Origin of the sequence: Streptomyces sp. NRRL S-244, assembly GCF_000717915.1 — a bacterium.
In the GTDB taxonomy this organism is placed as follows: Bacteria; Actinomycetota; Actinomycetes; order Streptomycetales; family Streptomycetaceae; genus Streptomyces.
Map to the genome: position 1 here is coordinate 131,827 of NZ_JOCX01000005.1, position 24,441 is coordinate 156,267.

20 protein-coding genes are annotated in these 24,441 nt (G+C 73.9%); 15 read left to right on the forward strand and 5 right to left on the reverse strand.

Going from position 1 to position 24,441, the window contains the following annotated elements:
• Nucleotides 1–143: 143 nt before the first annotated feature.
• Nucleotides 144–1,505, reverse strand: coding sequence for an SWIM zinc finger family protein (locus IF02_RS0108185; RefSeq protein WP_030154819.1), 1,362 nt, complete (start codon nt 1,503–1,505; stop codon nt 144–146).
• A 134-nt stretch (nt 1,506–1,639) separates the two neighbouring features.
• Here IF02_RS0108185 and IF02_RS0108190 point away from each other — a divergent pair, with 134 nt between their 5' ends.
• From IF02_RS0108190 to sucD, 5 genes are all read left to right on the forward strand, one after another.
• The gene (locus IF02_RS0108190) at nt 1,640–2,746 is read left to right on the forward strand and encodes an ATP-binding protein (protein ID WP_030154821.1); all 1,107 of its coding nucleotides are present in this window, start codon (nt 1,640–1,642) and stop codon (nt 2,744–2,746) included.
• Nucleotides 2,743–5,085 (forward strand): DUF5682 family protein, encoded by a 2,343-nt coding sequence (locus tag IF02_RS0108195; RefSeq protein ID WP_037835785.1) that lies wholly within the window; start codon nt 2,743–2,745, stop codon nt 5,083–5,085. Before IF02_RS0108190 ends, IF02_RS0108195 begins: the two co-directional genes overlap by 4 nt.
• 100 nt (nt 5,086–5,185) lie before the next feature.
• Complete coding sequence (locus IF02_RS0108200; RefSeq protein WP_030154825.1) at nt 5,186–6,334, forward strand: VWA domain-containing protein; 1,149 nt, start codon at nt 5,186–5,188, stop codon at nt 6,332–6,334.
• Nucleotides 6,335–6,685: 351 nt separating this feature from the next.
• Nucleotides 6,686–7,864, forward strand: coding sequence for an ADP-forming succinate--CoA ligase subunit beta (gene sucC, locus IF02_RS0108205; protein WP_030154827.1), 1,179 nt, complete (start codon nt 6,686–6,688; stop codon nt 7,862–7,864).
• Nucleotides 7,865–7,885: 21 nt separating this feature from the next.
• The gene (gene sucD / locus IF02_RS0108210) at nt 7,886–8,776 is read left to right on the forward strand and encodes a succinate--CoA ligase subunit alpha (protein WP_030154828.1); all 891 of its coding nucleotides are present in this window, start codon (nt 7,886–7,888) and stop codon (nt 8,774–8,776) included.
• Between the two features lie 123 nt (nt 8,777–8,899).
• Here the strand turns inward: sucD and IF02_RS0108215 are convergent, their stop codons facing one another.
• Nucleotides 8,900–10,615, reverse strand: coding sequence for a helix-turn-helix domain-containing protein (locus tag IF02_RS0108215; RefSeq protein ID WP_030154830.1), 1,716 nt, complete (start codon nt 10,613–10,615; stop codon nt 8,900–8,902).
• Nucleotides 10,616–10,738: 123 nt separating this feature from the next.
• On the opposite strand from IF02_RS0108215, the gene IF02_RS35405 reads away from it, so the two are divergent.
• The gene (locus tag IF02_RS35405; RefSeq protein WP_158708469.1) at nt 10,739–12,394 is read left to right on the forward strand and encodes a DUF6350 family protein; all 1,656 of its coding nucleotides are present in this window, start codon (nt 10,739–10,741) and stop codon (nt 12,392–12,394) included.
• A gap of 10 nt (nt 12,395–12,404) precedes the next feature.
• Here the strand turns inward: IF02_RS35405 and IF02_RS0108225 are convergent, their stop codons facing one another.
• Nucleotides 12,405–13,037 (reverse strand): hypothetical protein, encoded by a 633-nt coding sequence (locus tag IF02_RS0108225; RefSeq protein ID WP_030154833.1) that lies wholly within the window; start codon nt 13,035–13,037, stop codon nt 12,405–12,407.
• 312 nt (nt 13,038–13,349) lie between these two features.
• Between IF02_RS0108225 and purN the strand changes: the two genes are divergently transcribed.
• Both purN and purH read left to right on the forward strand, forming a co-directional pair.
• Nucleotides 13,350–13,973: a phosphoribosylglycinamide formyltransferase gene (gene purN, locus IF02_RS0108230; RefSeq protein ID WP_030154836.1), complete on the forward strand. Its 624-nt coding sequence runs from the start codon at nt 13,350–13,352 to the stop codon at nt 13,971–13,973.
• Nucleotides 13,970–15,559 (forward strand): bifunctional phosphoribosylaminoimidazolecarboxamide formyltransferase/IMP cyclohydrolase, encoded by a 1,590-nt coding sequence (gene purH / locus IF02_RS0108235; RefSeq protein WP_030154838.1) that lies wholly within the window; start codon nt 13,970–13,972, stop codon nt 15,557–15,559. The genes purN and purH overlap by 4 nt, the downstream gene beginning before the upstream one ends.
• A gap of 87 nt (nt 15,560–15,646) precedes the next feature.
• Here purH and IF02_RS0108240 read toward each other — a convergent pair whose 3' ends face one another.
• Entirely contained in the window at nt 15,647–16,291 is a 645-nt protein-coding gene (locus IF02_RS0108240; RefSeq protein WP_030154839.1) for a hypothetical protein, read from the reverse strand.
• Nucleotides 16,292–16,550: 259 nt separating this feature from the next.
• Here IF02_RS0108240 and IF02_RS0108245 point away from each other — a divergent pair, with 259 nt between their 5' ends.
• The 6 genes from IF02_RS0108245 to IF02_RS0108270 all read left to right on the forward strand — a co-directional run bounded on the left by IF02_RS0108245 (nt 16,551) and on the right by IF02_RS0108270 (nt 22,338).
• Nucleotides 16,551–17,414: a bifunctional methylenetetrahydrofolate dehydrogenase/methenyltetrahydrofolate cyclohydrolase gene (locus IF02_RS0108245; RefSeq protein ID WP_030154841.1), complete on the forward strand. Its 864-nt coding sequence runs from the start codon at nt 16,551–16,553 to the stop codon at nt 17,412–17,414.
• Nucleotides 17,404–17,919: a DUF3017 domain-containing protein gene (locus tag IF02_RS0108250; protein WP_030154843.1), complete on the forward strand. Its 516-nt coding sequence runs from the start codon at nt 17,404–17,406 to the stop codon at nt 17,917–17,919. Before IF02_RS0108245 ends, IF02_RS0108250 begins: the two co-directional genes overlap by 11 nt.
• A 292-nt stretch (nt 17,920–18,211) precedes the next feature.
• On the forward strand, nt 18,212–19,201 hold the full coding sequence (locus IF02_RS0108255; protein WP_030154844.1) for a malate dehydrogenase: 990 nt from the start codon (nt 18,212–18,214) through the stop codon (nt 19,199–19,201).
• A 187-nt stretch (nt 19,202–19,388) separates the two neighbouring features.
• Entirely contained in the window at nt 19,389–21,146 is a 1,758-nt protein-coding gene (locus IF02_RS0108260; RefSeq protein WP_158708470.1) for a hypothetical protein, read from the forward strand.
• Complete coding sequence (locus tag IF02_RS0108265) at nt 21,136–21,540, forward strand: hypothetical protein (protein WP_037835786.1); 405 nt, start codon at nt 21,136–21,138, stop codon at nt 21,538–21,540. The genes IF02_RS0108260 and IF02_RS0108265 overlap by 11 nt, the downstream gene beginning before the upstream one ends.
• Nucleotides 21,541–21,543: 3 nt before the next feature.
• Nucleotides 21,544–22,338, forward strand: a complete 795-nt coding sequence (locus tag IF02_RS0108270; protein WP_030154850.1) for a hypothetical protein — start codon at nt 21,544–21,546, stop codon at nt 22,336–22,338.
• A gap of 45 nt (nt 22,339–22,383) precedes the next feature.
• Here the strand turns inward: IF02_RS0108270 and IF02_RS0108275 are convergent, their stop codons facing one another.
• Entirely contained in the window at nt 22,384–22,887 is a 504-nt protein-coding gene (locus tag IF02_RS0108275) for a carboxymuconolactone decarboxylase family protein (RefSeq protein ID WP_030154852.1), read from the reverse strand.
• A 46-nt stretch (nt 22,888–22,933) separates the two neighbouring features.
• On the opposite strand from IF02_RS0108275, the gene IF02_RS0108280 reads away from it, so the two are divergent.
• Entirely contained in the window at nt 22,934–24,385 is a 1,452-nt protein-coding gene (locus tag IF02_RS0108280) for a PLP-dependent aminotransferase family protein (RefSeq protein WP_037835788.1), read from the forward strand.
• Nucleotides 24,386–24,441 lie beyond the last annotated feature (56 nt).

Sequence of the window (24,441 nt, forward strand, 5' to 3'; positions counted from 1 at the left end):
GTCGACCCTTCAGCTTGCGTGGTTGTCGTTCACAAAAGCCCCCCGGCTTCGTCGTTCGTGCACGTCAGCGCCCCCGCGCCAACGTTCCCTCCCCTACTGGGCCGTGTCTTTCGGCTCAGGGCGGGCCCGGCCCCCCGGCCCCGTCACCCCAGGGCGACCGGTTCCGGGCAGCCCGGATGCCACGCCGTCAACGGAGTGAATCCGCGGTGTCCGCATTCGCCGAACACCGTGACCGGGCCGCCGCCCGAGAGCGCGGCCAACTGCCACAGCCCGGACCGCGATCCGCCACCGCCGGCCGGAGTGACCGGCAGCGCGGAGGTGCCCTCCGCGTCCGCCAGCTGCCAGCCCAGTTCCCCCGGTACCGGGATCACCGGGCCCAGCACCACCGGCCACGCGTCGAGCCACGGGTCCTCCCGCAGCGCCGCCCCGTACGCCTCCAGTGCCTCCCCCGTACCGACCCCGGCCGGGGCCCGGCTCGGTGCGGCCGCCGCGGATCTCTCCCCGAGATCCGCCCGCAGCCCCGCCGTACCGGGCCGGAAGCGAGCTTCCGCCTCCACCGCCAGCCCCACGGGCAGTGCCAGCTCCGGAGGCCGCCCAGGCGGTCCGAAGTCCAGCACCAGGGCCGGGCGCCCGCTCCCCAGCCCGATCAGCCACGTCCGGCGGGTGGTGAGCCTGCCGTCCGGTGACACCGAGTCGTACTGGGCCAGGACCAGCCAGCGGTCCCGTACGACCTCCCCCTCCGCGGCGGAAACCGGAAGCCCCACCCTGCTCCGGACCGTCGCGGCGAGCGGCTCCGGCAGGCCCGCCAAACCGAGCCAGCCCCGGTTCAGCAGGTGCAGCAGCGCGCCCTCCTCCAGCATCCGGGCGGGCCATCCGGGACCGCAACTGGGTATCGTCCCCAACTCCCGCACCCGCGCCGCCAGTCCCGGCGCCTGGGCGTCGACCATCCGGGCCGCGGTCTCCTCCCAGGGCGCGTAACCCGACTGCTGCTGGCCGGCCAGGCCGCTGCGCAGTACGTCCTCCAGCCGCTGTTCCAGCTCGGTGACCCCCGCGCCGATCCGGGCCGCCCTCCGTTCGGCCCGGCGCTTCGCCGCCTCCTCGTCCGCCGGTCTGCCCGGCGCGGCCGCCGGGCGCGCGGCCTTCGCCGCCCGCCCCGCCGCCCGCCCCGCCGACCACTCCGCCGCCCAGTCCGGCACCCCGCCCGTCTCACCGGTCTCGGTGAACCCCTCCGCCGCCCGGAGCAGCAGCAGCCCGAGCGCGTGCTTGCACGGGGACTTCCGGCTCGGGCAGGAGCACGAGTACGCCGGGCCCGTCAGGTCCACGACCGTCCGGTACGGCGTACTGCCGCTGCCCTTGCACAGACCCCACACCAGACCGGAAGCGGAACCTCCGGTTTGCGACCACGGCCCCGCCCCGCCCAGCTTGGCCCCCGCCTTGCGCGACGCATCGTCAGGAGCCAGAGCCAGTACCTCTTCCGCCGTCTGGCGGACCCCCTGCTCAGTCATGTGTTCCACCGTAGAGACCCCCACTGACAATCGCCCTGACCTGCAACAACGTTGTGAGTAAGGGGCGTTGTCAGTGGCGTGGTGCACGGTTGTTCCAGCAGTCGGGAACGGCTGGCGAGCATTGGAGGGGGACCATGACCATGCCCGAGAACGACAAGGGCGCGGACGCGCTGCGGCCGCATGCCGAAGACGCCTTCGCGGAAGAACTGAAAGCCCTCGCGGCGGCCGACGACAGGCCCCGCCCGACGCGCTGGAAGCTCTCCCCGTGGGCCGTCGCGACCTACCTCCTGGGCGGCACCCTCGAAGACGGCACCGTCATCACGCCCAAGTACGTCGGCCCGCGCCGCATCGTCGAAGTCGCCGTCTCCACCCTCGCCACCGACCGCGCCCTGCTCCTGCTCGGCGTCCCCGGCACCGCCAAGACCTGGGTCTCCGAGCACCTGGCCGCCGCCGTCAGCGGAGACTCCACCCTCCTCGTCCAGGGCACAGCCGGAACCCCCGAGGAGGCGATCCGGTACGGCTGGAACTACGCCCGCCTCCTCGCCCACGGGCCCAGCCGCGAGGCCCTCGTACCGAGCCCCGTCATGCGGGCCATGGCCGAGGGCTCGACCGCCCGCGTCGAGGAGCTCACCCGCATCCCGGCCGACGTCCAGGACACCCTCATCACCGTCCTGTCCGAGAAGACGCTCCCGATACCGGAGCTCGGCCAGGAGGTGCAGGCCGTGCGCGGATTCAACCTCATCGCCACCGCCAACGACCGCGACCGCGGGGTCAACGAGCTCTCCAGCGCACTGCGCCGCCGCTTCAACACCGTCGTGCTGCCCCTGCCCGCCACCGCCGACGCCGAGGTCGACATCGTCGCCCGCCGCGTCGGCCAGATGGGCTTGGCCCTCGACCTGCCGGCCGTGCCCGAGGGGCTGGAGGAGATCCGCCGCGTCGTCACCGTCTTCCGCGAGCTGCGCGACGGGGTCACCGCCGACGGCCGTACGAAGGTGAAGTCGCCGAGCGGCACGCTGTCCACCGCCGAGGCCATATCGGTCGTCACCGGAGGCCTGGCGCTGGCCGCCCACTTCGGGGACGGCGTCCTGCGCCCGTCCGACGTGGCCGCCGGGATCCTCGGCGCCGTGGTCCGGGATCCGGCCGCCGACCAGGTCGTCTGGCAGGAGTACCTGGAGGCCGTGGTGCGCGAGCGGGAGGGCTGGAAGGACTTCTACCGCGCCTGCCGGGAGGTGACGGCATGAGCGGGCCGGCCGCCGAGCGGCGGGGGCCGCTGCTGCTGGGCGTACGGCACCACGGGCCGGGCTCGGCCCGAGCGGTGCGGGCGGCCCTGGACGCGGCCCGTCCGGCGGCCGTGCTGATCGAGGGCCCGCCGGAGGGGGACGCGCTGCTCGCGCTGGCCGCCGATCCCGGGATGCGGCCGCCCGTCGCCCTGCTCGCGCACGCCGCCGACGACCCGGGCAGGGCCGCGTTCTGGCCGCTGGCCGCGTTCTCGCCGGAGTGGGTCGCCATCCGCTGGGCGCAGGAGCAGGAAGTACCGGTTCCTGTCCGGTTCATCGACCTGCCGGCCGCGCACACGCTGGCCGCGGAGCCGGGCCGGGGCTCGGCCGGTCCCGACGAGGACGCCGGCCCCAACGCGGACGCCGGCTCCGACGCGGAGCCCGGCCCGGACACGGAGCCCGGCTCCGACCCCGACGGCGACTGCGACTCCGTACGGCTGGATCCGCTCGCGGTGCTGGCCGAGACCGCCGGGTACGACGACCCCGAGCGCTGGTGGGAGGACGTGGTCGAGCACCGCGGCCCGGGGGCGACGGATCCGCTCGGCGCGTTCGAGGCGCTCGGGGAGGCCATGGAGGCCCTGCGCGAGGCGTACGGGGACGGCGGCCACGCCCGGGACCGGGTGCGCGAGGCGTACATGCGGCAGCGGATGCGGGCCGCCCGCCGGGAGTTCGGTGACGCGTACGCCGTGGTGTGCGGGGCCTGGCACGTGCCGGCGCTGGGCGCGAGGACCACGGCGGCCGCGGACAAGGCGCTGCTGACCGGGCTCCCCAAAGTCAAGGTGGAGACCGCCTGGGTGCCTTGGACCCACCGGCGGCTCGCCCGGGCCGGCGGGTACGGCGCGGGCATCACCTCGCCCGGCTGGTACGCGCACCTGTTCGCGGCCCGGGACCGGCCGGTGGAGCGGTGGCTGACCAAGGTCGCCGGACTGCTCCGGGAGGAGGACCGGCAGGTCTCGCCGGCGCACGTCATCGAGGCGGTCCGGCTGGCCGGGACGCTGGCCGCGATGCGGGGAAGACCCCTGCCCGGGCTGGCGGAGACGCTGGAGGCGGTCCGGGCGGTGATGTGCGACGGCTCCGACGTACCGCTCGCGCTGATCGAGGACCGCCTGGTCGTCGGGGACGTGCTCGGCGAGGTCCCCGACGGGGCCCCCGCCGTCCCGTTGCAGCGGGACCTGACCCGGCGCCAGCGCTCGCTGCGGCTCAGGGCCGAGGCGCAGGAGCGCGAGCTGGAGCTCGACCTGCGCAAGGACACCGACGCGGCGAAGTCCGTGCTGCTGCACCGGCTGCGGCTGCTCGGCATCGACTGGGGCGTGCCGGCGGCCTCGCGGGGGAGCACGGGGACCTTCCGCGAGACATGGCGGCTGCGGTGGGAGCCGGAGCTGTCGGTGCGGGTCGCCGAGGCCGGGATCTGGGGCACGACGGTCCTGGCGGCCGCCACCGCCAAGGCCGAGGCGGACGCGGCCGGGGCGGCGGAGCTCGGCGAGGTGACGGCGCTGGCCGAGCGGTGCCTGCTGGCCGGGCTGTCCGGGGCGCTGCCCGCCGTACTGCGCGCCCTCGCGGACCGGGCCGCCCTGGACACCGACGTGGCGCGCCTCGCCAAGGCCCTGCCGGCGCTGGCCCGTTCGCTGCGGTACGGGGACGTACGGGGGACGGACGCGTCGGCGCTGGCCACGGTCGCGGGCGGGCTCGCGGAGCGGATATGCGTGGCACTGCCGCCGGCCTGCGCGGCGGGTCTGGACGCGGAGGCGGCGACGGAACTGCGCGGCCATGTGGACGCCGTGCACGGCGCGATCGCGCTGTTGGACGAGGAGGGCCTGCGGGAGCGCTGGTCGGCGGTGCTGAGGGTGCTGGCCGGCCGGGACAGGGTGCCCGGGCCGATCCGCGGCAGGGCGGCCCGGCTGCTCCTGGACGACGGACGCCTGCCGGCCGACGAGACGGCGCGCCTGATGGGCCTGGCCCTGTCCCCGGCGGCGCCGCCGCCCGACGCGGCGGGCTGGATAGAGGGCTTCGCGCAGGACGGCACGCTCCTCGTCCACGACGAGCGGCTGCTGGCGCTGATCGACACCTGGCTGGCCGGGGTCCCGGAGCAGGCCTTCACGGACGTACTCCCGCTGCTGCGGCGGACGTTCGGGGCGTACGAGCCGGGCGTCAAGCGGAGCCTGGGGGAGCTGGTCCGCCGGGGCCGCTCGCCGAAGCCGACGCCGGGCGACGCCCCCGCGGGGTTCGCCCCCGCCCTGGACCCGTCCCGCGCGGACGCGGTCCTCACGGTCCTCGCCCTCCTCCTCTCCGGCCCACCGGCATGACCGGCACCGGGCCGCGGGCGGGCCGCGGGCGGACATCCGGTGGGCGACGGGCGAAGGACGGGACAGGCGGACAGGACGAGCAGCGGAAGGGGACGGGGAGATGACCGGTACGGGGGACCCGGCAGTGGCGGACGCCTCCACGGCAGACCGGCTGCGGAGGTGGCGGATGGTGCTCGGCGGGGAGGAGGACGGGACCGGCTGCGTGCTGGACGGGCGGGACGCCGCGATGGACACCGCGCTCTCGGCGCTCTACGGCAGGGGCGGGGAGCGCAGTGCGGGGCTCGGCGGCTCCGCGCCGCACGTGGCCCGCTGGCTCGGGGACATCCGTACGTACTTCCCGAGCTCCGTCGTCCAGATCATGCAGCGGGACGCCATCGAGCGGCTCGGCCTCGCCTCGCTGCTCTTGGAGCCCGAGATGCTGGAGGCCGTCGAGCCCGACGTACACCTCGTCGGCACCCTCCTCTCCCTCAACAAGGCCATGCCCGAGACCACCCGCGAAACGGCGCGCGCCGTCGTCCGCAAGGTGGTCGGGCAATTGGAGGAGCGGCTCGCGTCCCGCACCCGGGCCACCCTTGCCGGCGCCCTCGACCGCTCCGCCCGCACCGGCCGCCCCCGGCACGCGGACATCGACTGGGACCGGACCATCCGGGCGAATCTGAAGAACTACCTGCCCGAGTACCGCACCGTCGTTCCCGAGCGGCTCATCGGATACGGACGCGCCGCCCGGGCGGTGAAGAAGGAGGTGATCCTCTGCATCGACCAGTCCGGCTCGATGGCGGCCTCCGTCGTCTACGCCTCCGTCTTCGGCGCGGTGCTCGCCTCGATGCGTTCGATCGCGACCCGGCTCGTCGTGTTCGACACCGCCGTCGTGGACTTGACGGATCAGCTGGCGGATCCGGTCGACGTTCTCTTCGGTACGCAGCTCGGCGGCGGCACCGACATCAACCGCGCCCTCGCCTACTGCCAGTCCAGGATCACCCGCCCCGCCGACACCGTCGTCGTCCTGATCAGTGATCTCTACGAGGGCGGCATACGCAACGAGATGCTGGGCCGCGTCGCGGCGATGAAGGCGTCCGGAGTCGAGTTCGTGACCCTGCTCGCACTGTCCGACGAGGGGGCTCCCGCCTACGACCGCGAACACGCCGCAGCCCTTGCGGCACTTGGGGCTCCCGCCTTCGCCTGCACCCCCGGCCTGTTCCCGGACGTGATGGCCGCGGCCCTGGAGAAGCGCCCCCTGCCCACGCCCTGACCGACCTGCCGATCCCCTCCCGCCGGGCCCCGCGCCGCGCCCCGCCGCGCGGCCCCGGTCCCTCCCGCGGCGGGGTCGCGATCCGTCCCCGCCGGGCGCCACCGCGCCTGGCGAATCGCACGAATATCCAGCTCAACCGTGAGGGGATCTGTGACAGGTATCACCGCTCAGGTGTGATCTGCGATTTAGGGACCCACGTCCCACGGGGATAACCTGCGGGACGGACATGCCGCGTCCACGGTCACCGTGTGCGCCTCCCTAGTGACAGCGCCGTCACGTTGCCCTCCGCGGCACGCCCACGCAGACAACCGCGAATCACTGCGAATCTTTGAAGACAAGGGACGGACGCGCGTGGACCTGTTCGAGTACCAGGCGAGGGACCTCTTCGCCAAGCACGGTGTACCGGTGCTGGCCGGTGAAGTCATCGACACGCCTGAGGCGGCTCGCGAGGCCACCGAGCGGCTGGGCGGCAAGTCGGTCGTCAAGGCGCAGGTGAAGGTCGGTGGCCGCGGCAAGGCCGGCGGCGTCAAGCTCGCCGCCACCCCGGACGAGGCCGTCGCCCGCGCGACGGACATCCTGGGCATGGACATCAAGGGCCACACGGTCCACAAGGTGATGATCGCCGAGACCGCTCCCGAGATCCTCGAGGAGTACTACGTCTCGTACCTGCTGGACCGCACCAACCGCACCTTCCTGGCCATGGCCTCGGTCGCGGGTGGCATGGACATCGAGCAGGTCGCCGAGGAGACCCCGGAGAAGCTCGCCAAGGTCCCGGTGAACGCCAACGAGGGCGTGACCATCGAGAAGGCCCGCGAGATCGTCGCCCTGGCGCAGTTCCCGGCCGAGGTCGCCGAGAAGGTCGCCGAGGTCCTCGTGACCCTGTGGGACACCTTCATCGCCGAGGACGCGCTCCTCGTCGAGGTCAACCCGCTCGCGAAGGTCGCCTCCGGCGACGTCATCGCCCTCGACGGCAAGGTCTCGCTCGACGAGAACGCCGAGTTCCGCCAGCCGGGCCACGAGGAGTTCGTGGACCACGCGGCCGCGAACCCGCTCGAGGCCGCCGCCAAGGCGAAGAACCTCAACTACGTGAAGCTCGACGGCGAGGTCGGCATCATCGGCAACGGCGCGGGTCTCGTCATGAGCACCCTCGACGTCGTCGCGTACGCCGGCGAGAACCACGGCGGCGTCAAGCCCGCCAACTTCCTGGACATCGGCGGTGGCGCCTCCGCCGCCGTCATGGCCAACGGTCTCGAGATCATCCTCGGCGACCCGGACGTCAAGTCCGTCTTCGTCAACGTCTTCGGTGGCATCACCGCGTGTGACGAGGTCGCCAACGGCATCGTCCAGGCGCTCCAGCTGCTGAAGGACAAGGGCGAAGAGGTCACCAAGCCCCTCGTCGTCCGTCTCGACGGCAACAACGCCGAGCTGGGTCGCAAGATCCTCTCGGACGCCAACCACCCGCTGGTCCAGCGCGTGGACACCATGGACGGCGCGGCCGACAAGGCCGCCGAGCTCGCGGCTGCGAAGTAAGGGCAGAGGTCACAGACTCACATGGCTATCTTCCTCAACAAGGACAGCAAGGTCATCGTCCAGGGCATGACCGGTGCCACGGGCATGAAGCACACCAAGCTGATGCTGGCTGACGGCACCAACATCGTCGGCGGCGTGAACCCGCGCAAGGCCGGCACGACCGTCGACTTCGACGGCACCGAGGTCCCGGTCTTCGGCTCCGTCGCCGAGGCGATGAAGGAGACGGGCGCCAACGTCTCCGTCCTCTTCGTCCCGCCGGCCTTTGCCAAGGCCGCCGTCGTCGAGGCCATCGACGCCGAGATCCCGCTGGCCGTCGTCATCACCGAGGGCATCGCGGTGCACGACTCCGCCGCCTTCTGGGCGTACGCGACCGCCAAGGGCAACAAGACCCGGATCATCGGCCCGAACTGCCCGGGTTTGATCACCCCCGGCCAGTCCAACGCCGGCATCATCCCGGGCGACATCACCAAGCCCGGCAAGATCGGTCTCGTGTCCAAGTCCGGCACGCTGACCTACCAGATGATGTACGAGCTGCGCGACATCGGCTTCACCTCCGCCGTCGGCATCGGTGGCGACCCGGTCATCGGCACCACGCACATCGACGCCCTGGAGGCCTTCGAGGCCGACCCGGACACCGAGCTCATCGTCATGATCGGCGAGATCGGCGGCGACGCCGAGGAGCGTGCGGCGGACTTCATCGCGAAGAACGTGACCAAGCCGGTCGTCGGCTACGTCGCGGGCTTCACCGCCCCCGAGGGCAAGACCATGGGCCACGCCGGCGCCATCGTCTCCGGCTCCTCCGGCACCGCGCAGGCCAAGAAGGAGGCCCTCGAGGCCGCCGGCGTCAAGGTCGGCAAGACGCCGACCGAGACGGCCAAGCTGGCGCGCGAGATCCTGAACGCCGCGAAGTAACGCTTGCCGCCGCCGTACGTGTGCGTACGGCTGTACGGGCGTGGCCCGCATCCCCGAGTGGGGTGCGGGCCACGCCCGTTTCCGTCGGCCGTCGAGCGGCTGTCCGAGCGGCCGTCCGAGCGGCTATTCGAGGCTGGGGGCGAGCCGCTCGGGCCGGTGGGCGGGGTGCGCGCGGAGCCTTTCGCGCAGCAGCCGGGTCTCGTCGGTGAGCCGCTGGGGACCGGCCAGCGGGGGGACCCCGGAGACGCTCGCGCCCGGCGCGATGGGGGGCTCGTACTGGCGGGGCGCGGTCGCGGTGGTGTACGCGGTCGCGACGGCGATCACGGCGGTCAGCCCGAGGAACGCGCGGGTCCACCGCGTGGCGCGGTACTCGGCGGCGAAGCGCACGGCGGCTGCGGGGCGGGGCTCCAGCGGGACGGCCGGAATGACCGCGCCGAGCCGCTCGCGCAGCACCGCGGACTGCTTCTCGGCGGGCGCGGCGGCCAGTTCCGGGATGCGGTCGGCGAGGGCCGCGTGCGCGTGCAGGAGGCGGTTGCCGGTGGTGGGGGTGCTGGCCTCGGTCTCGGCGGCGGTGTCGGGCAGGTCGAGGCCGACGCCGTCGTAGAGCAGGACGGTACGGCGGTGGGCCGGCGGGAGCGCCAGCATGGCGTCCATCAGGATCCGGTCGGCGGGGGCGGCCGGGGCCTTGTCGGGGTGCTTGTGGGCGCGGCGGAGCCCGTGCCAGGGGGAGAGGGCGTACTCGTACGCGGCTGCGCGCACCCAGCCGACGGGGTCGGGATCGACGGCCACCTCGGGCCACCGCGCCCAGGCCTGCTGGAACGCCCGCTCGACGGCTTCTTCGGCGAGCCGGCGGCGGCCGGTGAGCAGGTACGCCTGGCGCGCGAGCGCGGGCGCGGCGTACTGGTACAGCGCATCGAACACGGCCCCGGGCCCCGGCGGCCCGGCCGCCGCGGCCGCCCGCCCGGGCTCCTCGGGTGCCGGTTCAGCACGGTCGGAGTCGGCTGCGGTGGCTTCGGCTGCCGTGGCTTCGGCGGTCGGTGCGGGGTGCGGCGGAGTCCCTGCGGCCGCGTGCCCGTGCGCCTGCGGGGTGGCGGTCGTGGTCCCGGCCGCGGGGCTGCCGGGCCCGGCCGTCGTGGCTCCGGTGGGGGCCTGTCCCGGGGCCTCGCCGGGCGCGGGCCCGTGGCTCTCCGGGCCGGACGCCTCCGGGGCGGCCGTTGCGGCGGCCTCCGCTCCGGCGGGGGCGGGGCACGGGAGCGGGAGCGGGGCGGCCGGGCCGGGGGTTGCGAGACCGGGCGTGCCGATGGCCCTGGCGGTGGCTCTGACGGTGAACCTCGCCTCGTGGCGGGGCACGCCCGTCGGCGGCCTCGCGGCCCGCTTGGCCGCGACCGGCGGCCGGGTCCGCGGCCCGTGCCCGCTCATGCCGAAGGGCCGCATGGCCCCGGGCATCCGCATCGCGGCCCCGTCGGCCGGGGTCCCGTCGGCGACCACCCCCGCAGGGTCTGGCGCTCCCGCGGAGGGCGCGGCGCCCGGCACCTCTGCCGACGCGGCGACGGGGCCCCGGGGCGCGGCGGCCGTCGGGGCCGTCCGGGCGCCCCCCGCCGCAGCGGCGGGGGCCGCGCCCGGCTCCGCGGAGGCCGGGGCGAGGGAGTTCAGGAAAGCGGCGTACGCCTCGCGTTTGCGGCCCCGGGGGTGGGTGCGGCCCGATTCCCAGGAGCGGACCGTGCTGGCCCTGACGCCCACCGCGGTCGCGACGGCCTCGTACGTCAGCCCGGCCGCCTCGCGCAGTCCGCGGCGTTCCTCGGGCGAGGGGAGCCTCGGCTCCTCGACGCTCTCTGTCATGCCACACTCCCCGTGACCTGCCGACAGACCTGGGCGAAAAAGTACATAAAACGTATATTGAGCGACACCACGGGCATTCGCCTGTTACCCGCCCATAGCGCGTGTCGTTGGCACCATGGCGGGGTGACCCAAGTGACCGAACGCGGGACCCCGTTGCCGGCGGCCCCCCGGGCCGCCGCCCGGCGGCGCCGTTCGCCGGCCGCCGCCGCCTGCGTGCTGGGCGGGGCCGTCGCCGCCGGGCTCGGCCTCGGCTTCCTCGCCGTGCTCGTCATCGTGCTCTGGATCAGCTCCCCGTACCCCGACAGCGGCCCCGGCGGCGCTCTGCACCTGGCCGCCGGGCTCTGGCTGCTCGCCCACGGGACCGAGCTCGTCCGGTACGACACCCTCTCCGGCGTGCCGGCCCCCGTCGGCGTGACCCCGCTGCTGCTCGTCGCGCTGCCCGCCCTGCTCATGCGCCGGGCGGCACGGCTCGGCAGCGTCTCCGGCGACGGCGGAGAAGGCGGAGAAGGCGGGGACGGGGATGAGGTGCTGCCCGCCTCCGCCGTCTTCTCCGCCGTGACCTGCGGATACCTCTGCGTCGGATCCCTCGCCACCGTCTACGCGGCCGCCGGCCCCATGCCCGCCGACCCCCTCAGCGCCGCCTGGCACGTCCCGCTCGTCGCCGTGCTCGCCGCCGCCGGCGGGGTCTGGGCGGCCAAGGGGCGTCCGGTCGGGCCGCTGCCGCACTGGGTTCCGGGGGCCGTACGCCGGGCCGCCGCCCGCCCCCGCTACCCCCTCGCGCTGCGCGCCGGAGCCGCCGGGGCCCTCGTCCTGCTGGGCGGCGGCGCGCTGCTCGTCGGGGCCTCGCTCGCCTGGCACGCCGCCGAGGTCCAGGCGTCCTTCCTGGCGCTGACCGGGGTCTGGTCCGGCCGCTTCGCGGTCCTGCTCCTCGCCCTCGCGCTGCTCCCGAACGCCGTGGTCTGGGGCGCCGCCTACGCCCTCGGCCCCGGCTTCGCCCTCGGCGCCGGCGCGACCGCGACCCCGCTGGGCTTCGCCGGTTCGCCCGCGCTGCCGAGGTTCCCGCTGCTGGCGGCGCTGCCGCCGGAGGGGCCCGGGACCCTGCTGACCTGTGCGAGCGCCGGGGTGCCGCTGCTGGCCGGGCTGGCAGTCGGGTGGTTCGCCGTACGCCGGGCGCGTGAAGTCTCGTACAAGGAAACCGCCCTGACGGCGGCTCTGGGCGCCCTGGTGTGCGCCCTGCTGCTGGCCGGGCTCGCCGCGGCCTCCTCGGGGCCGCTCGGCTCGCGGGGGCTGGCGAGCTTCGGCCCCGTGTGGTGGGCGACCGGCGCGGCGGCCTTCGCCTGGACCCTGCTCCTGGCGGTGCCGGTCGCGGTGGCGGTGCACTCCTGGCGGACCCGGCCCGCCCGGCAGGCGGACGCCCTCGCGCTGGACGCCGAGGACGAGTGGCACGACAGCGGCGTACGGGAACTGCGCTGGGAGGCCCTGCGCCGGGCGGCGGGTGCCCTGGTCCCGGACCTGGCCCAGGAACCGCCCCGGACGCCGCCCCGGGCCGAGCCCCCCGCGGCACCGGTCGCCGCCGCACCCAGACCGCCGCGCCGGCTCACCGTCGTGACGGGGCTTCACCTGGACCTGACGCCGCCGGACCTGACGCTGCCGGACCTGACGCCGCCGGACCTGACGCCGATTCCGATTCCGGCGGCACCGGCCGACGCGCCGCCCCGGCCCCTCGTCCCGCCCGTGGCCGGCGCCCGCGTACTGGCCCGCCGCAAGCCCCCGGCCTGAAAGCCCGCTCCTACTGCTGGACCTTCAGGATCTTGCCCAGCATGTTGTCCGGCAGCAGGTTGTTGCACTGGAGCTCCGCCGACTTGGTGAGGGCGTCCTCACGGCAGACGTAGAAGTCCTTGTAGGCCAGCTGCAAGCCGTACGAGCTCAGCGCCAGCAGGATCGCCAGCGAGGCCGTGACCAGCCCGCCGATCGCCGCCGTCCGCTGCGGGCGCGCCGCCGGCCCGAGGGCCGCCAGGCCGCCCTGGGGGGCGGGGGCGGGAGCGGGGGCGCGGCCCGTCAGGGCGTCCACCGCGGCCGCGGACGAGGAGGCTGCCGCCGCCGGCTTCCCGCGCAGCCCGCTGATCCCCCAGTACAGGGCGAGCGCGCCGAGCAGCAGCCCCACCGACGGGATCCCGAAGATCCCGAAGAAGAAGCCCCACATGCCGGCCAGCAGCGCGTACCGGGCGCGCCGCTGGATCGGGTCCGTCGGGTCCCAGCGCGCCGGCCCGCCGGGGCCGGATCCGGGGTCCTCGCCCGGGTGGCCGCCGCCGTCGCCGTCGCCACTGCTGCGCGGCTGCCACGGCTGGTCGGGCCGGCCTTCCGGGGGAGCCGCGAAGGGGTTGTCGTCGGTGGAGGAGTCGGGCTGGCGGCGATCCGGCATCGAGTGCGTTACTTCCCCTGTGTCGTGGACGTCCAAGGACGCCGTGGGCCTCGTGAGCGGCGTGCGTCGAAGGGCTGTTGACGTGCGGCCCGGTGCTGCGCACCGCGCCGTATGCGGCTTGTATGCCAGACGCTACCCCTCGCCCGTCCCCCCGTCCCTCGGGGGCCGTGCGGTGTGCCGGTATCGTTGCAGGCGGTCGACGGCTTCGTAGGGTCACCCGTATTTCGGGGCGCCCTGCTTTCGTCTGATCACACAAGATGTACGGAAGTACGTGAAGTACGTATGGACGCATTCCCGCAGAAAGGGCCTCCCATGGCCGCCTCCCGCCTGGTCGTGCTGGTCTCCGGTTCCGGCACCAACCTCCAGGCCCTGCTCGACGCCATCGACGCCCACCCCGGCGGAGCCGAGGGCTTCGGCGCCGAAGTCGTCGCCGTGGGGGCCGACCGCGAGAACATCGCCGGCCTGGAGCGGGCCGAGAAGGCCGGGATCCCCACCTTCGTGTGCCCGGTGAAGGCGTACGCGACCCGCGAGGAGTGGGACGCCGCCCTCACCGAGGCGACCGCCGCCCACGCGCCGGACCTCGTCGTGTCCGCCGGGTTCATGAAGATCGTGGGCGCCTCGTTCATCGGCCGCTTCGGCGGCCGCTTCGTCAACACGCACCCCGCCCTCCTCCCGGCCTTCCCGGGGGCCCACGGCGTACGGGACGCCCTCGCCTACGGAGCGAAGGTCACCGGCTGCACGGTCCACTTCGTGGACGCCGGCGTGGACACCGGTCCGATCATCGCCCAGGGTGTGGTCGAGGTCCGGGACGGGGACGACGAAGCCGCTCTGCACGAGCGCATCAAGGAAGTCGAGCGCCAGCTGCTCGTCGACGTCGTGGGGCGCCTGGCCCGGCACGGCTACCGCATTGAGGGACGAAAGGTAACGATCCAGTGACCGCCGTAGAGAGCAGCACCACCTCGTCGAGCTCGTCGAAGCGGCCGATCCGGCGCGCTCTCGTCAGTGTCTACGACAAGACGGGACTGGAGGAGCTGGCCCGCGGCCTGCACGAGGCGGGCGTCGCGCTCGTCTCCACCGGCTCCACCGCCTCCAAGATCGCCGCGGCCGGCGTGCCCGTCACCAAGGTCGAGGAGCTCACCGGCTTCCCCGAGTGCCTGGACGGCCGGGTCAAGACCCTGCACCCGCGCGTGCACGCCGGCATCCTCGCCGACCTGCGCCTGGAGGACCACCGCAACCAGCTCGCCGAGCTCGGCATCGAGCCCTTCGACCTGGTGATCGTCAACCTCTACCCGTTCCGGGAGACCGTCGCCTCCGGCGCCACCCCCGACGAGTGCGTCGAGCAGATCGACATCGGCGGCCCGTCGATGGTCCGCGCCGCCGCCAAGAACCACCCCTCGGTCGCCGTCGTCACCAGCCCCGCCCGGTACGCCGACGTCCTCGCCGCGGCGCAGGGCGGCGGCTTCGACCTCACCGCGCGCAAGCGGCTGGCCGCCGAGGCCTTCCAGCACACCGCCGCGTACGACGTCGCCGTGGCCTCCTGGTTCACGAATGCGTACGCCCCGGAGCCGGAGGCCGTGCTCCCCGAGTTCCTGGCCGGCGCCTGGGACCGCAAGTCCACCCTCCGTTACGGCGAGAACCCGCACCAGGCCGCCGCCCTCTACACGGACGGCCAGCCGGGCGGGCTCGCCAACGCCGAGCAGCTGCACGGCAAGGAGATGTCCTTCAACAACTACGTGGACACCGAGGCCGCCCGCCGCGCCGCGTACGACCACGACGAGCCCTGCGTCGCGATCATCAAGCACGCCAACCCGTGCGGCATCGCCGTCGGCGCGGACGTCGCCGCCGCCCACCGCAAGGCGCACGCCTGCGACCCGCTGTCGGCCTTCGGCGGCGTCATCGCGGTCAACCGCCCGGTGACCGTCGAGCTCGCCGAGCAGGTCGCGGAGATCTTCACCGAGGTCATCGCCGCCCCCTCGTACGAGGACGGCGCGGTCGAGGTCCTGGCCAAGAAGAAGAACATCCGCGTCCTCAAGGTCGACGGCACCCCGCACCAGCCGGGCGACCTGAAGCCGATCTCCGGCGGCGCGCTGCTCCAGCAGAGCGACCTCTTCCAGGCCGAGGGCGACGACCCGGCGAACTGGACCCTGGCCACCGGCGAGGCCCTCTCCCCGGCGGAGCTCGCCGAGCTCGCCTTCGCGTGGAAGGCCTGCCGGGCCGTCAAGTCCAACGCGATCCTGCTCGCCAAGGACGGTGCCTCGGTCGGCGTCGGCATGGGCCAGGTCAACCGCGTCGACTCGGCGAAGCTGGCCGTCGAGCGGGCGGGCGCCGAGCGCGCGCAGGGCTCGTACGCCGCCTCCGACGCCTTCTTCCCGTTCCCGGACGGGCTGGAGATCCTGACCGCCGCGGGCATCAAGGCCGTGGTCCAGCCCGGCGGTTCGGTCCGTGACGAGCAGGTCGTCGAGGCCGCGAAGGCGGCCGGCGTGACCATGTACTTCACCGGGACCCGGCACTTCTTCCACTGAGCCCCGAGCCGGCTCCCCGGACACGGCGAAGGCCGCCACCCCCTGCGGGTGGCGGCCTTCGCCGTGCTGCCGAGGTCCGTACGGGGATCAGTAGCGCGGCCGGTTGAACCAGGCCACCGAGTCCTTGTTGACCGCGGCGATCAGGATGACCACGCCGATGGCGAGACCGATCACGCCGCCCGCCGCCGCGCCCGCGGTGCCGTTGCTGCCGGTGTTCGCGAAGTTGGCGAGGCTGCTGAGCAGGAAGAGCACGGAGTACACGATCGTCGTGATCCGCGTGGCGTTGCCGCCCTTGCCGAACTTCACGCCCAGGACGATCGCCCACACGGCGAACGCGATGGCGAGCAGCGCGAGGGCGGCGATCAAACCGGCCGCCACCTCGCTCGCGGAGCTGCTGGTGTAGTCGCTGCTGGAGAGGAAGGCCGCCCCCAGCAGGGCGAACGCGCCGACGATCAGCTGAAGGCCCGCGATGATGAAGAGGAGCACGCGGGCGGTCTTCAGCAGACCCGGCATCTGCATGGGCATGCCCGGGTAGCCGCCGGGGCCGCCCGGGTAGGCCTGGTTCGGGTATCCGTAGCCGGGCTGGCCCTGCGGGGCCTGCTGCGGGTATGCGTAACCGCCCTGCGGCGGGATGCCCTGCGGGGCCTGGTTCGGGTAGCCGTAACCGGGCTGGCCCTGCGGGGCCGGCGGCTGCTGCTGCCCGTACGGGTTGTTCGGGTCGCCGAAGCTCATCTTGGGGTGTTCCTCCGTGGAAGTGCGGGGACGCACGGCACGCACGGAGGAATCACTGCGATGTGCGGTCCGCCCCCCGGCACTGCCCGCGGCACTCTTTATCCTTCATCGTGGGCCGATCGGGCCGGAGTTGTCCAGCGACGGCGCGCCGGGCCGGTCACTTGTTGTGCAAGTGCAATGAACGGGTCAAGCCATTACGGAGCGCCCGACCGGGCCCCGCGACTGGAAGCGAAGCCGGTCCATCCGGGAGGATGGGTCCATGACCGCCCAGATTCTCGATGGCAAGGCCACCGCCGCCGCGATCAAGTCCGAACTGACCGCCCGCGTGGCGGCTCTCAAGGCCAGGGGCATCACCCCCGGCCTCGGCACCCTGCTGGTCGGCGACGACCCGGGCAGCCGCTGGTACGTCAACGGCAAGCACAAGGACTGCGCCGAGGTCGGCATCGCGTCCATCCAGCGCGAACTGCCCGCGACGGCCTCCCAGGAGGACATCGAGGCGGTCGTACGGGAACTCAACGCGAACCCGGAGTGCACCGGCTACATCGTCCAACTCCCGCTCCCCAAGGGCATCGACACCAACCGGGTCCTGGAGCTGATGGACCCGGCCAAGGACGCCGACGGCCTGCACCCGATGTCGCTGGGCCGGCTGGTGCTGAACGAGCCGGGTCCGCTGCCCTGCACCCCGTACGGGATCGTGCAGCTGCTGCGCCACCACGGCATCGAGATCAACGGCGCGCACGTGGTGCTCCTCGGCCGCGGCATCACCGTCGGGCGCTCCATGGGCCTGCTGCTGACCCGCAAGTCGGAGAACGCCACCGTCACCCTGTGCCACACCGGCACCCGCGACCTGGCGGCCCAGCTGCGCCAGGCGGACATCATCGTGGCGGCCGCGGGCGTCCCGCACCTGGTCAAGCCGGAGGATGTGAAGCCCGGCGCGGCCGTGCTCGACGTGGGCGTCAGCCGCGACGAGAACGGCAAGATCGTCGGCGACGTGCACCCGGGCGTCGCAGAGGTGGCCGGCTGGATCTCCCCGAACCCGGGCGGTGTCGGCCCGATGACGCGGGCGCAGCTGCTCGTGAACGTCGTCGAGGCGGCGGAACGGACGTCGAACAGTGCAGGCTGAGCACGAAGCGGAAGCGGGGACCGGCGCCGAGTCCGGTGCCGGGTCCGAGTCCGGTGCCGGGTCCGAGTCCGAGTCCGGTGCCGGGGCCGCGCCCGGAGCCGCCGAAGCCGGGACCGCGGCCGCCAAGTCGCGCCGCTTCCCCTCCATCACCAAGGACACCGCCCGCCCCGAGGGCCACGGCCGGGCCGCGCCCGGTGACGCCCTCGCGGCCCGCCAGTGGCCGATGCTCAGCGTGCTCGCCGCCACCGCGGTCGGACTGCTCCTGACCGCGCTGGGCCACCCCCGCGTCGGCTGCCTGGTGATGGGCGTGGCCCTGATCGCGGCCTCCGTGCTGCGGCGCGTACTGCCGCAGGTGGGGATGCTCGCGGTGCGCTCCCGCTTCACGGACATGGTCACGTACGGGCTGCTGGGCGTGGCGATCACACTGCTCGCGCTCGTGATGGAGCCCAAGCCGGTGCTGCACATCCCGTTCCTGGAGAGCGCGGTCCGCTTCACCGTCCGCTGAGCCGGCCCGGGCCGACCCGGCCCCGGCCCGGCCCGAGGACCTGACGTACTCGTACCCACTCGTACACCCGTCCGGCGGTGTCCGACGGTCGAAAAGAGCGGGGAAATCCCCCTCCACGCCTTCGAACTCCCGGTCCGTGTGCCCTGCACCACACGGACCGGGGGATTGGGTCGCCGGAAGGTCGGATAGCCTGACGCCGGATGTCTCTTCACGTCAAGATTCGCAGGGGAGCGGCGTCCGCCAGCACATGGGGCAGCGACGCCCCACCGCCAGCTGTCTAACGGAGAAGGCCATGACCCGCACTCCCGTGAATGTCACCGTCACCGGCGCCGCCGGCCAGATCGGCTACGCGCTGCTCTTCCGCATCGCGTCCGGCCACCTGCTCGGCGCGGACGTGCCGGTCAAGCTCCGCCTCCTGGAGATCCCCCAGGGCATGAAGGCCGCCGAGGGCACCGCCATGGAGCTCGACGACTGCGCGTTCCCGCTGCTCAAGGGCATCGACATCTTCGACGACCCGAACGCGGGCTTCGAGGGTGCCAACGTCGCCCTGCTCGTGGGCGCCCGCCCGCGCACCAAGGGCATGGAGCGCGGCGACCTGCTCTCCGCCAACGGCGGCATCTTCAAGCCGCAGGGCAAGGCCATCAACGACCACGCCGCGGACGACATCAAGGTCCTGGTCGTCGGCAACCCGGCCAACACCAACGCGCTCATCGCGCAGGCCGCCGCCCCGGACGTACCGGCCGAGCGCTTCACCGCGATGACCCGCCTCGACCACAACCGCGCGATCTCGCAGCTGGCCGCCAAGACCGGTGCCGCCGTCTCCGACATCAAGCGCCTCACCATCTGGGGCAACCACTCGGCGACCCAGTACCCGGACATCTTCCACGCGGAGATCGCCGGCAAGAACGCCGCCGAGGTCGTCAGCGACGAGCTGTGGCTCGCCGACACCTTCATCCCGACCGTCGCCAAGCGCGGCGCCGCGATCATCGAGGCCCGTGGCGCGTCCTCGGCCGCCTCCGCCGCGAACGCCGCCATCGACCACGTCCACACGTGGGTCAACGGCACCGCCGCGGGCGACTGGACCTCCATGGGCATCCCGTCGGACGGCTCCTACGGCGTCCCGGAGGGCATCATCTCCTCCTTCCCCGTCACCACCAAGGACGGCAAGTACGAGATCGTCCAGGGCCTGGACATCAACGAGTTCTCCCGTGCGCGCATCGACGCGTCCGTGGCGGAGCTCGTCGAGGAGCGCGACGCGGTCCGCGAGCTCGGCCTGATCTGAGCGGCCTGATCCGACCGGCCTGACGGGCCCCGGCCGACGACCCGGCCGCCCCGTCCGACCCGGCTGATCCGACCCCGCACCACCTGAAGGGCCCCGGCGTGCGCGCCGGGGCTTTTTGGCGTGAAGTGCCCTGTCCCGCGTACCCCGCGCGCCGTACGGTTGCCCTCCTCCCGAGCGAGGAGAACACGTGAGTGGCACACCCGACGGCAGGGCCCCCGTGGACCCGGTGGCGACGGAGGCGGGACGCCTGCTGTGCGCCGGCGCCTACCTCGACCCGGCCTACCGCGACCGGGTGATCGAAGAGCTGTACGTCCACGAGGAACGGTTCCCCGCACCCTCCTACGGGTTCGACGCCGGCCGCGTCCTCGGCCACGCCCTGCGCGCCCTGCGCACCGAAGTGGCCTGGTCGGCGGCGATCGTCGCGGTGTGGGGCCTCGGTTTCCTCCTCACCCGCACGTTCTTCCTCTTCCTGCTCGTCCCGGCGCTGCTCCTGAGCGGGGCCGGCCGGATCAAGAAGCGCCGCGAGCGGACCGGCCGCGGCGGCAGGGTCTTCGAATGGATCCTGCGCGCCTGCGCCGCGTACCTCCTCGGCCGGATCCTGTGGGGCGTGCTCCGCGGCTTCTTCTCGGACGACGCGGGCTTCGAGGGCTTCCTGGGCAGCCCGGACCTGAGCTACCTCGGCGACTACCTCGGGCACGTCCTCGAGACCAACCCGCTCATGATCTTCGTGGAGGTGCCCAGGATCGGCCAGTACTACGGGGAGGTCTACTCGTGGACGGTCGTCCTGATCGCCGTGCTGGTCACGGTGCTCGTCTACTTCCAGCGCGGGCACTTCGCGCAGACCATCAACTCCTCGCTCAGCCGCGCGCACTACGCGGACTGGGAGGCCGACCCGGTCGGGGGCCCGCGCTTCCACCGGGCGCAGGACCGGATCCTGCGCATGCAGCACGCGCAGGTGGTGCTGTACGACATCGACAACCCGTTCTGCGGGGCCGGCCAGGCCCGTCTGCCGTGGCAGCTGACGGTGGAGCTGCGCCCGCGCGCCGGCGAGGAGGCCCGCAGCCTCGACAACGCGGGGATCATCGAGCGGATCCGGCCCAGGCTGGAGGCCCTGCGGGTGCCCTCGCCGGGCGGCCCCGAGCGGGCGGGGGCGAGCGTACTGGACCGGCTGCGCGAGCTGGTCATCGACGAGTGCGTGTTCCTGCCGGCCGCCGGACTGCCCGACGTGGACGCGGTCGACGTGTCCGACGAGGCGTTCGCCGAACACCGCGCCGCGGCGGTCGAGGAGGGCGGAGAGCGGCGCCGGCACTTCCTGCGCGTCCGGATCGGCGGCTGGGACGAGAACCTCGTCATCACCGTCTTCATCCGGGTCCACACGCAGGGCGGCATGCTGATGCTGGAGGTCGCCCCGCACGTGCTGCTGCCGGTGCGCCCCGATTTCCAGCGCGCCGACGACATCGCCCGGCGCCACCGCCGCAACACGCCCCTCGCCAAGGTGCTGCTGGCCCTCAGCAACGCCCCCGGATCGCTCGGCGTGGCCCTCGCCACCCTCGGCGGGGCATGCAGGGTCCCGTGGCGGCTGGCGACCGCCGGGCACGGCGTCGCGTACGCGGCGGGGCCGGCCGCGTCCGTACGCGAACTCGCCTCGCAGCGGGATCTGTCGCTGTTCCAGCTGATGGACATGGACCGGTACGTGAAGACCATCCAGGAGCGCATCGTCGGCGGGGTGACGCAGGCGCTGCACGACGCGGGCTGGCACACCGAGGAGTTCGCGGAGCGCGCGGTCAACGTCGCGGAAGGCGGGGTGTTCATCCAGTCGGTGAGCAACAGCGCCTTCGGCATCAACGGAGTGAGCCACAACAGCACGGTGAACCAGGGCTCCGACACGTCGGACCGGAAGGACGGGCGCGTGCGCGCGGGCAAGGAGAGCAGAAGTGGCCATTAGTGAGGGCGAAGGCGCCGGGCTGCCCTCGGTGCGGATCGGCGACGTACGGGGCAGCGCCTTCAGCATCGGCGGCACGGACGTCAGCAACAGCACGGTCAACCACGGCGGTACGGGGACGGACGCCAGTGCGGCCGGGCCGACCGCGCAGGAGCTGCTGGAGGCCGTACGAGACCTCCGCGCGGCCCTGGTACGGCTGCCCCGGAGCGACGGGAGGGCCGCGCTCGACGCCGAACTGGACGCGGCGGCGGAGGAGTTGGAGTCGGCGGACGGCGAGGAGGTCCGGCCGGGCCTGCCCGCCCGGCTGCGCGGGGCGCTGGAACGGTGGGCCCCGCTGGTGGACTCGGTGAGCGCGGCCACCGCGCTGGCCGCCCTGCTGACCTCGTTCGGGGGGTGATCCATGGCCCCGGGGAGCGGCCCCGCCCGCTGGAACCCGCAGTCGCAGCAGTGGGAGCGCCAGGAGGATCCGCAGCGGCGGAGCCGACGGGGGCGCCCCGAGTCCGGGGCCGGGCGCGGGGAGCCGGGGCCCGAGCGGCCGAAGCTCCCGCCGAAGCCCTCCTACCCGCCGGGTACGGAGCCGCCGGACCCGGAGGACGCGTACGCCTCCGAGGATGCCCCGGCCGACGCCCCGCCCGCGCGGCGCACGGGGCGCCGGTGGCGGCTCGGGCTGGGGATCGCGATCGGCGTGGCGGTGGTCGCAGGCGGGGCCGCGCTGGCCGCCCCGTACCTGATGGCGGATTCCACGGCCCTGCCCGACGGCTACAAGGTGCTGCGCAGCGCCGGGGCGGGGTTCCAGGTCGCGGTCCCGAAGGACTGGCAGCTCAGCACGTCGGAGAGCGGGAGCGCGGCCGGCACGGTGTTCCGCCCCGAGCAGGGCAGCGACAGCCTGCTCCAGGTCTTCCGGGTCACCGGCGGCCCCGACAACCCGTGCGAGGTGCTGGTCGAGGGCACCAAGGAGCTGAGCTCCCGGGAGGGGTACCGGCGGATCTCGCTCGAAGCGGTGGACACCACCGGCTGCGAGATCGTCTACGAGGTCCCCGGCGGGGGCACGAACGGGACCGTGCACGCCATCGGGCGGCTCGCCGTCGCGTCCGGCGGCAGCCGCTGGGTGCTGATGGGCTTCGGCCCGGCCACCGAGCCCAAGGCCGTCCGCGCGCGCATGGCGGCGGCCCTGGGCTCGTTCCGGCCGGACTGAGAACGGTCGTCGGTCCGTCAGTCCGGCCGTCTGTCTGCCCGTCTGCTACTTGAACATGCCCGGCGTGTAGTGGCCCGGGACCATGCGCGTGGTGACCGCGAAGCGGTTCCAGACGTTGATCGTCGCGATCACGGCGATCAGGTGGGAGAGCTCCTTCTCGTCGAAGTGCTTCGCGGCCTTCGCGTACACCTCGTCGGGAACGAACCCGTCCGTCAGGACGGTCACGGCCTCGGTCAGCTCGATCGCGGCCACTTCCTTCTCGGTGTAGAAGTGGCGCGACTCCTCCAGGGCGGTGAGCTGGATGATCCGCTCGACGCTCTCGCCCGCGGCGATGGCGTCCTTGGTGTGCATGTCCAGGCAGAACGCGCAGTGGTTCAGCTGCGAGGCGCGGATCTTGACCAGTTCGATCAGGGCCGGGTCCAGGCCCTTCCTCGCGGCCATCTCCAGGCCGACGATCGCCTTGTAAACCTCGGGTGCGTGCTTGGCCCAGCCCATGCGGGGGGTGTGCTCGGGTGCGTGTGCGGTGGTGTCTTCGTACGTGGTGGTCATGTGTCCACTTTAGGAAGCAGGCGGCCCGCCCGTATGGTCCATATCCATGACGGAATCATGGGCCACTTTCGATGCCGACGCGGGTGGCGCGGGCGGCGGTGCCGGTGCCGATTTCGGCGCTGACCTGCATCTGGACCTCTCCGCCGGGCGCGGCCTGCGCGCCGGGCTCGTCGAAGCGCTGCGCGAGGCCGCGCGCAGCGGGCGGCTGGCGCCCGGGACCCGGCTGCCGTCCTCGCGGACCTTCGCCGCCGACCTCGGGATCGCCCGGAACACGGTCGCGGAGGCGTACGCCGAGCTCGTCGCCGAGGGCTGGCTGACGGCCCGCCAGGGCTCGGGCACCCGGGTCGCGGAACGGGCCCGGCCGCGGCGGCCCGCGGGGTCCGCCCGGGTCCGCCACCCCGCACCCAAGCGGCACTCGTACAGCCTGGTGCCCGGCACCCCGGACCTGGGCGCCTTCCCGCGCGCCGCCTGGCTGACGGCGACCCGGCGGGCGCTGACGGACGCGCCGAACGAGGCCTTCGGGTACGCGATCGACGCGCGCGGCCGGGTGGAGCTGCGGGAGGCGCTCGCCGGGTACCTGGCGCGGGCGCGCGGGGTGTACGCGGACCCGGAGCGGATCGTGCTGTGCGCGGGGTTCGCGCACGCGCTGATGCTGCTGGCGGGGGTGCTGCGGGCGCGCCGGGTACGGGACGTGGCGGTGGAGGGGTACGGCCTCTACATGCACCGGGACACGCTGACGCGGGCGGGGCTGCGGACCCGGCCGCTCCCGGTGGACGACGCGGGGGCGCGCACCCCGGACCTGTCGGGGCCGGTGGGCGCCGGCGCCGGGGCGGTGCTGCTGACCCCCGCGCACCAGTTCCCCACCGGGGCGGCGCTGACCCCGGCCCGCCGGGCGGCGGCGGTCGACTGGGCCCGCAGCACGGGCGGGATCATCGTGGAGGACGACTACGACGGCGAGTTCCGCTACGACGGCCAGTCGGTGGGCGCGCTCCAGGGACTGGATCCGGACCGGGTGGTGTACCTCGGTACGGCGAGCAAGTCGCTCGCGCCGGGGCTGCGGATGGGGTGGATGGTGGTGCCGCCGGGGCTGCTGGACGAGGTCGTCGCGGCGAAGGGGACGACCGACTGGACGTCGAGCGCGGTGGACCAGCTGACGCTGGCGGAGTTCATCCGGTCCGGGGCGTACGACCGGCACGTACGCGGCATGCGGCTGCGCTACCGGCGGCGCCGGGACGAGCTGGTCGCGGCGGTTTCCGGCCGGGTGGCCGTGTCGGGCATCGCGGCGGGACTGCACGCGGTGCTGGACCTCCCGGCGGGGACCGAGGCCGCGGTCCTGCGGGCCGCGGCCTGGCAGGACCTGGCGGTGGTACCCCTGTCCTTCTTCGCCCACCCGGACGCGGAGCTCCCCCGGCGGGAGGCGCTGGTGGTCGGCTACGGAACCCCGCCGACGAGCGCCTGGTCGGCGACGCTGACGGCCCTGCTCGCGGCCCTGCCGTAGCGGGGGTTCGCGGGCAGCGCCGCCGCCGGGGGCTGCGCGCTCCCGACCCTCCCCCT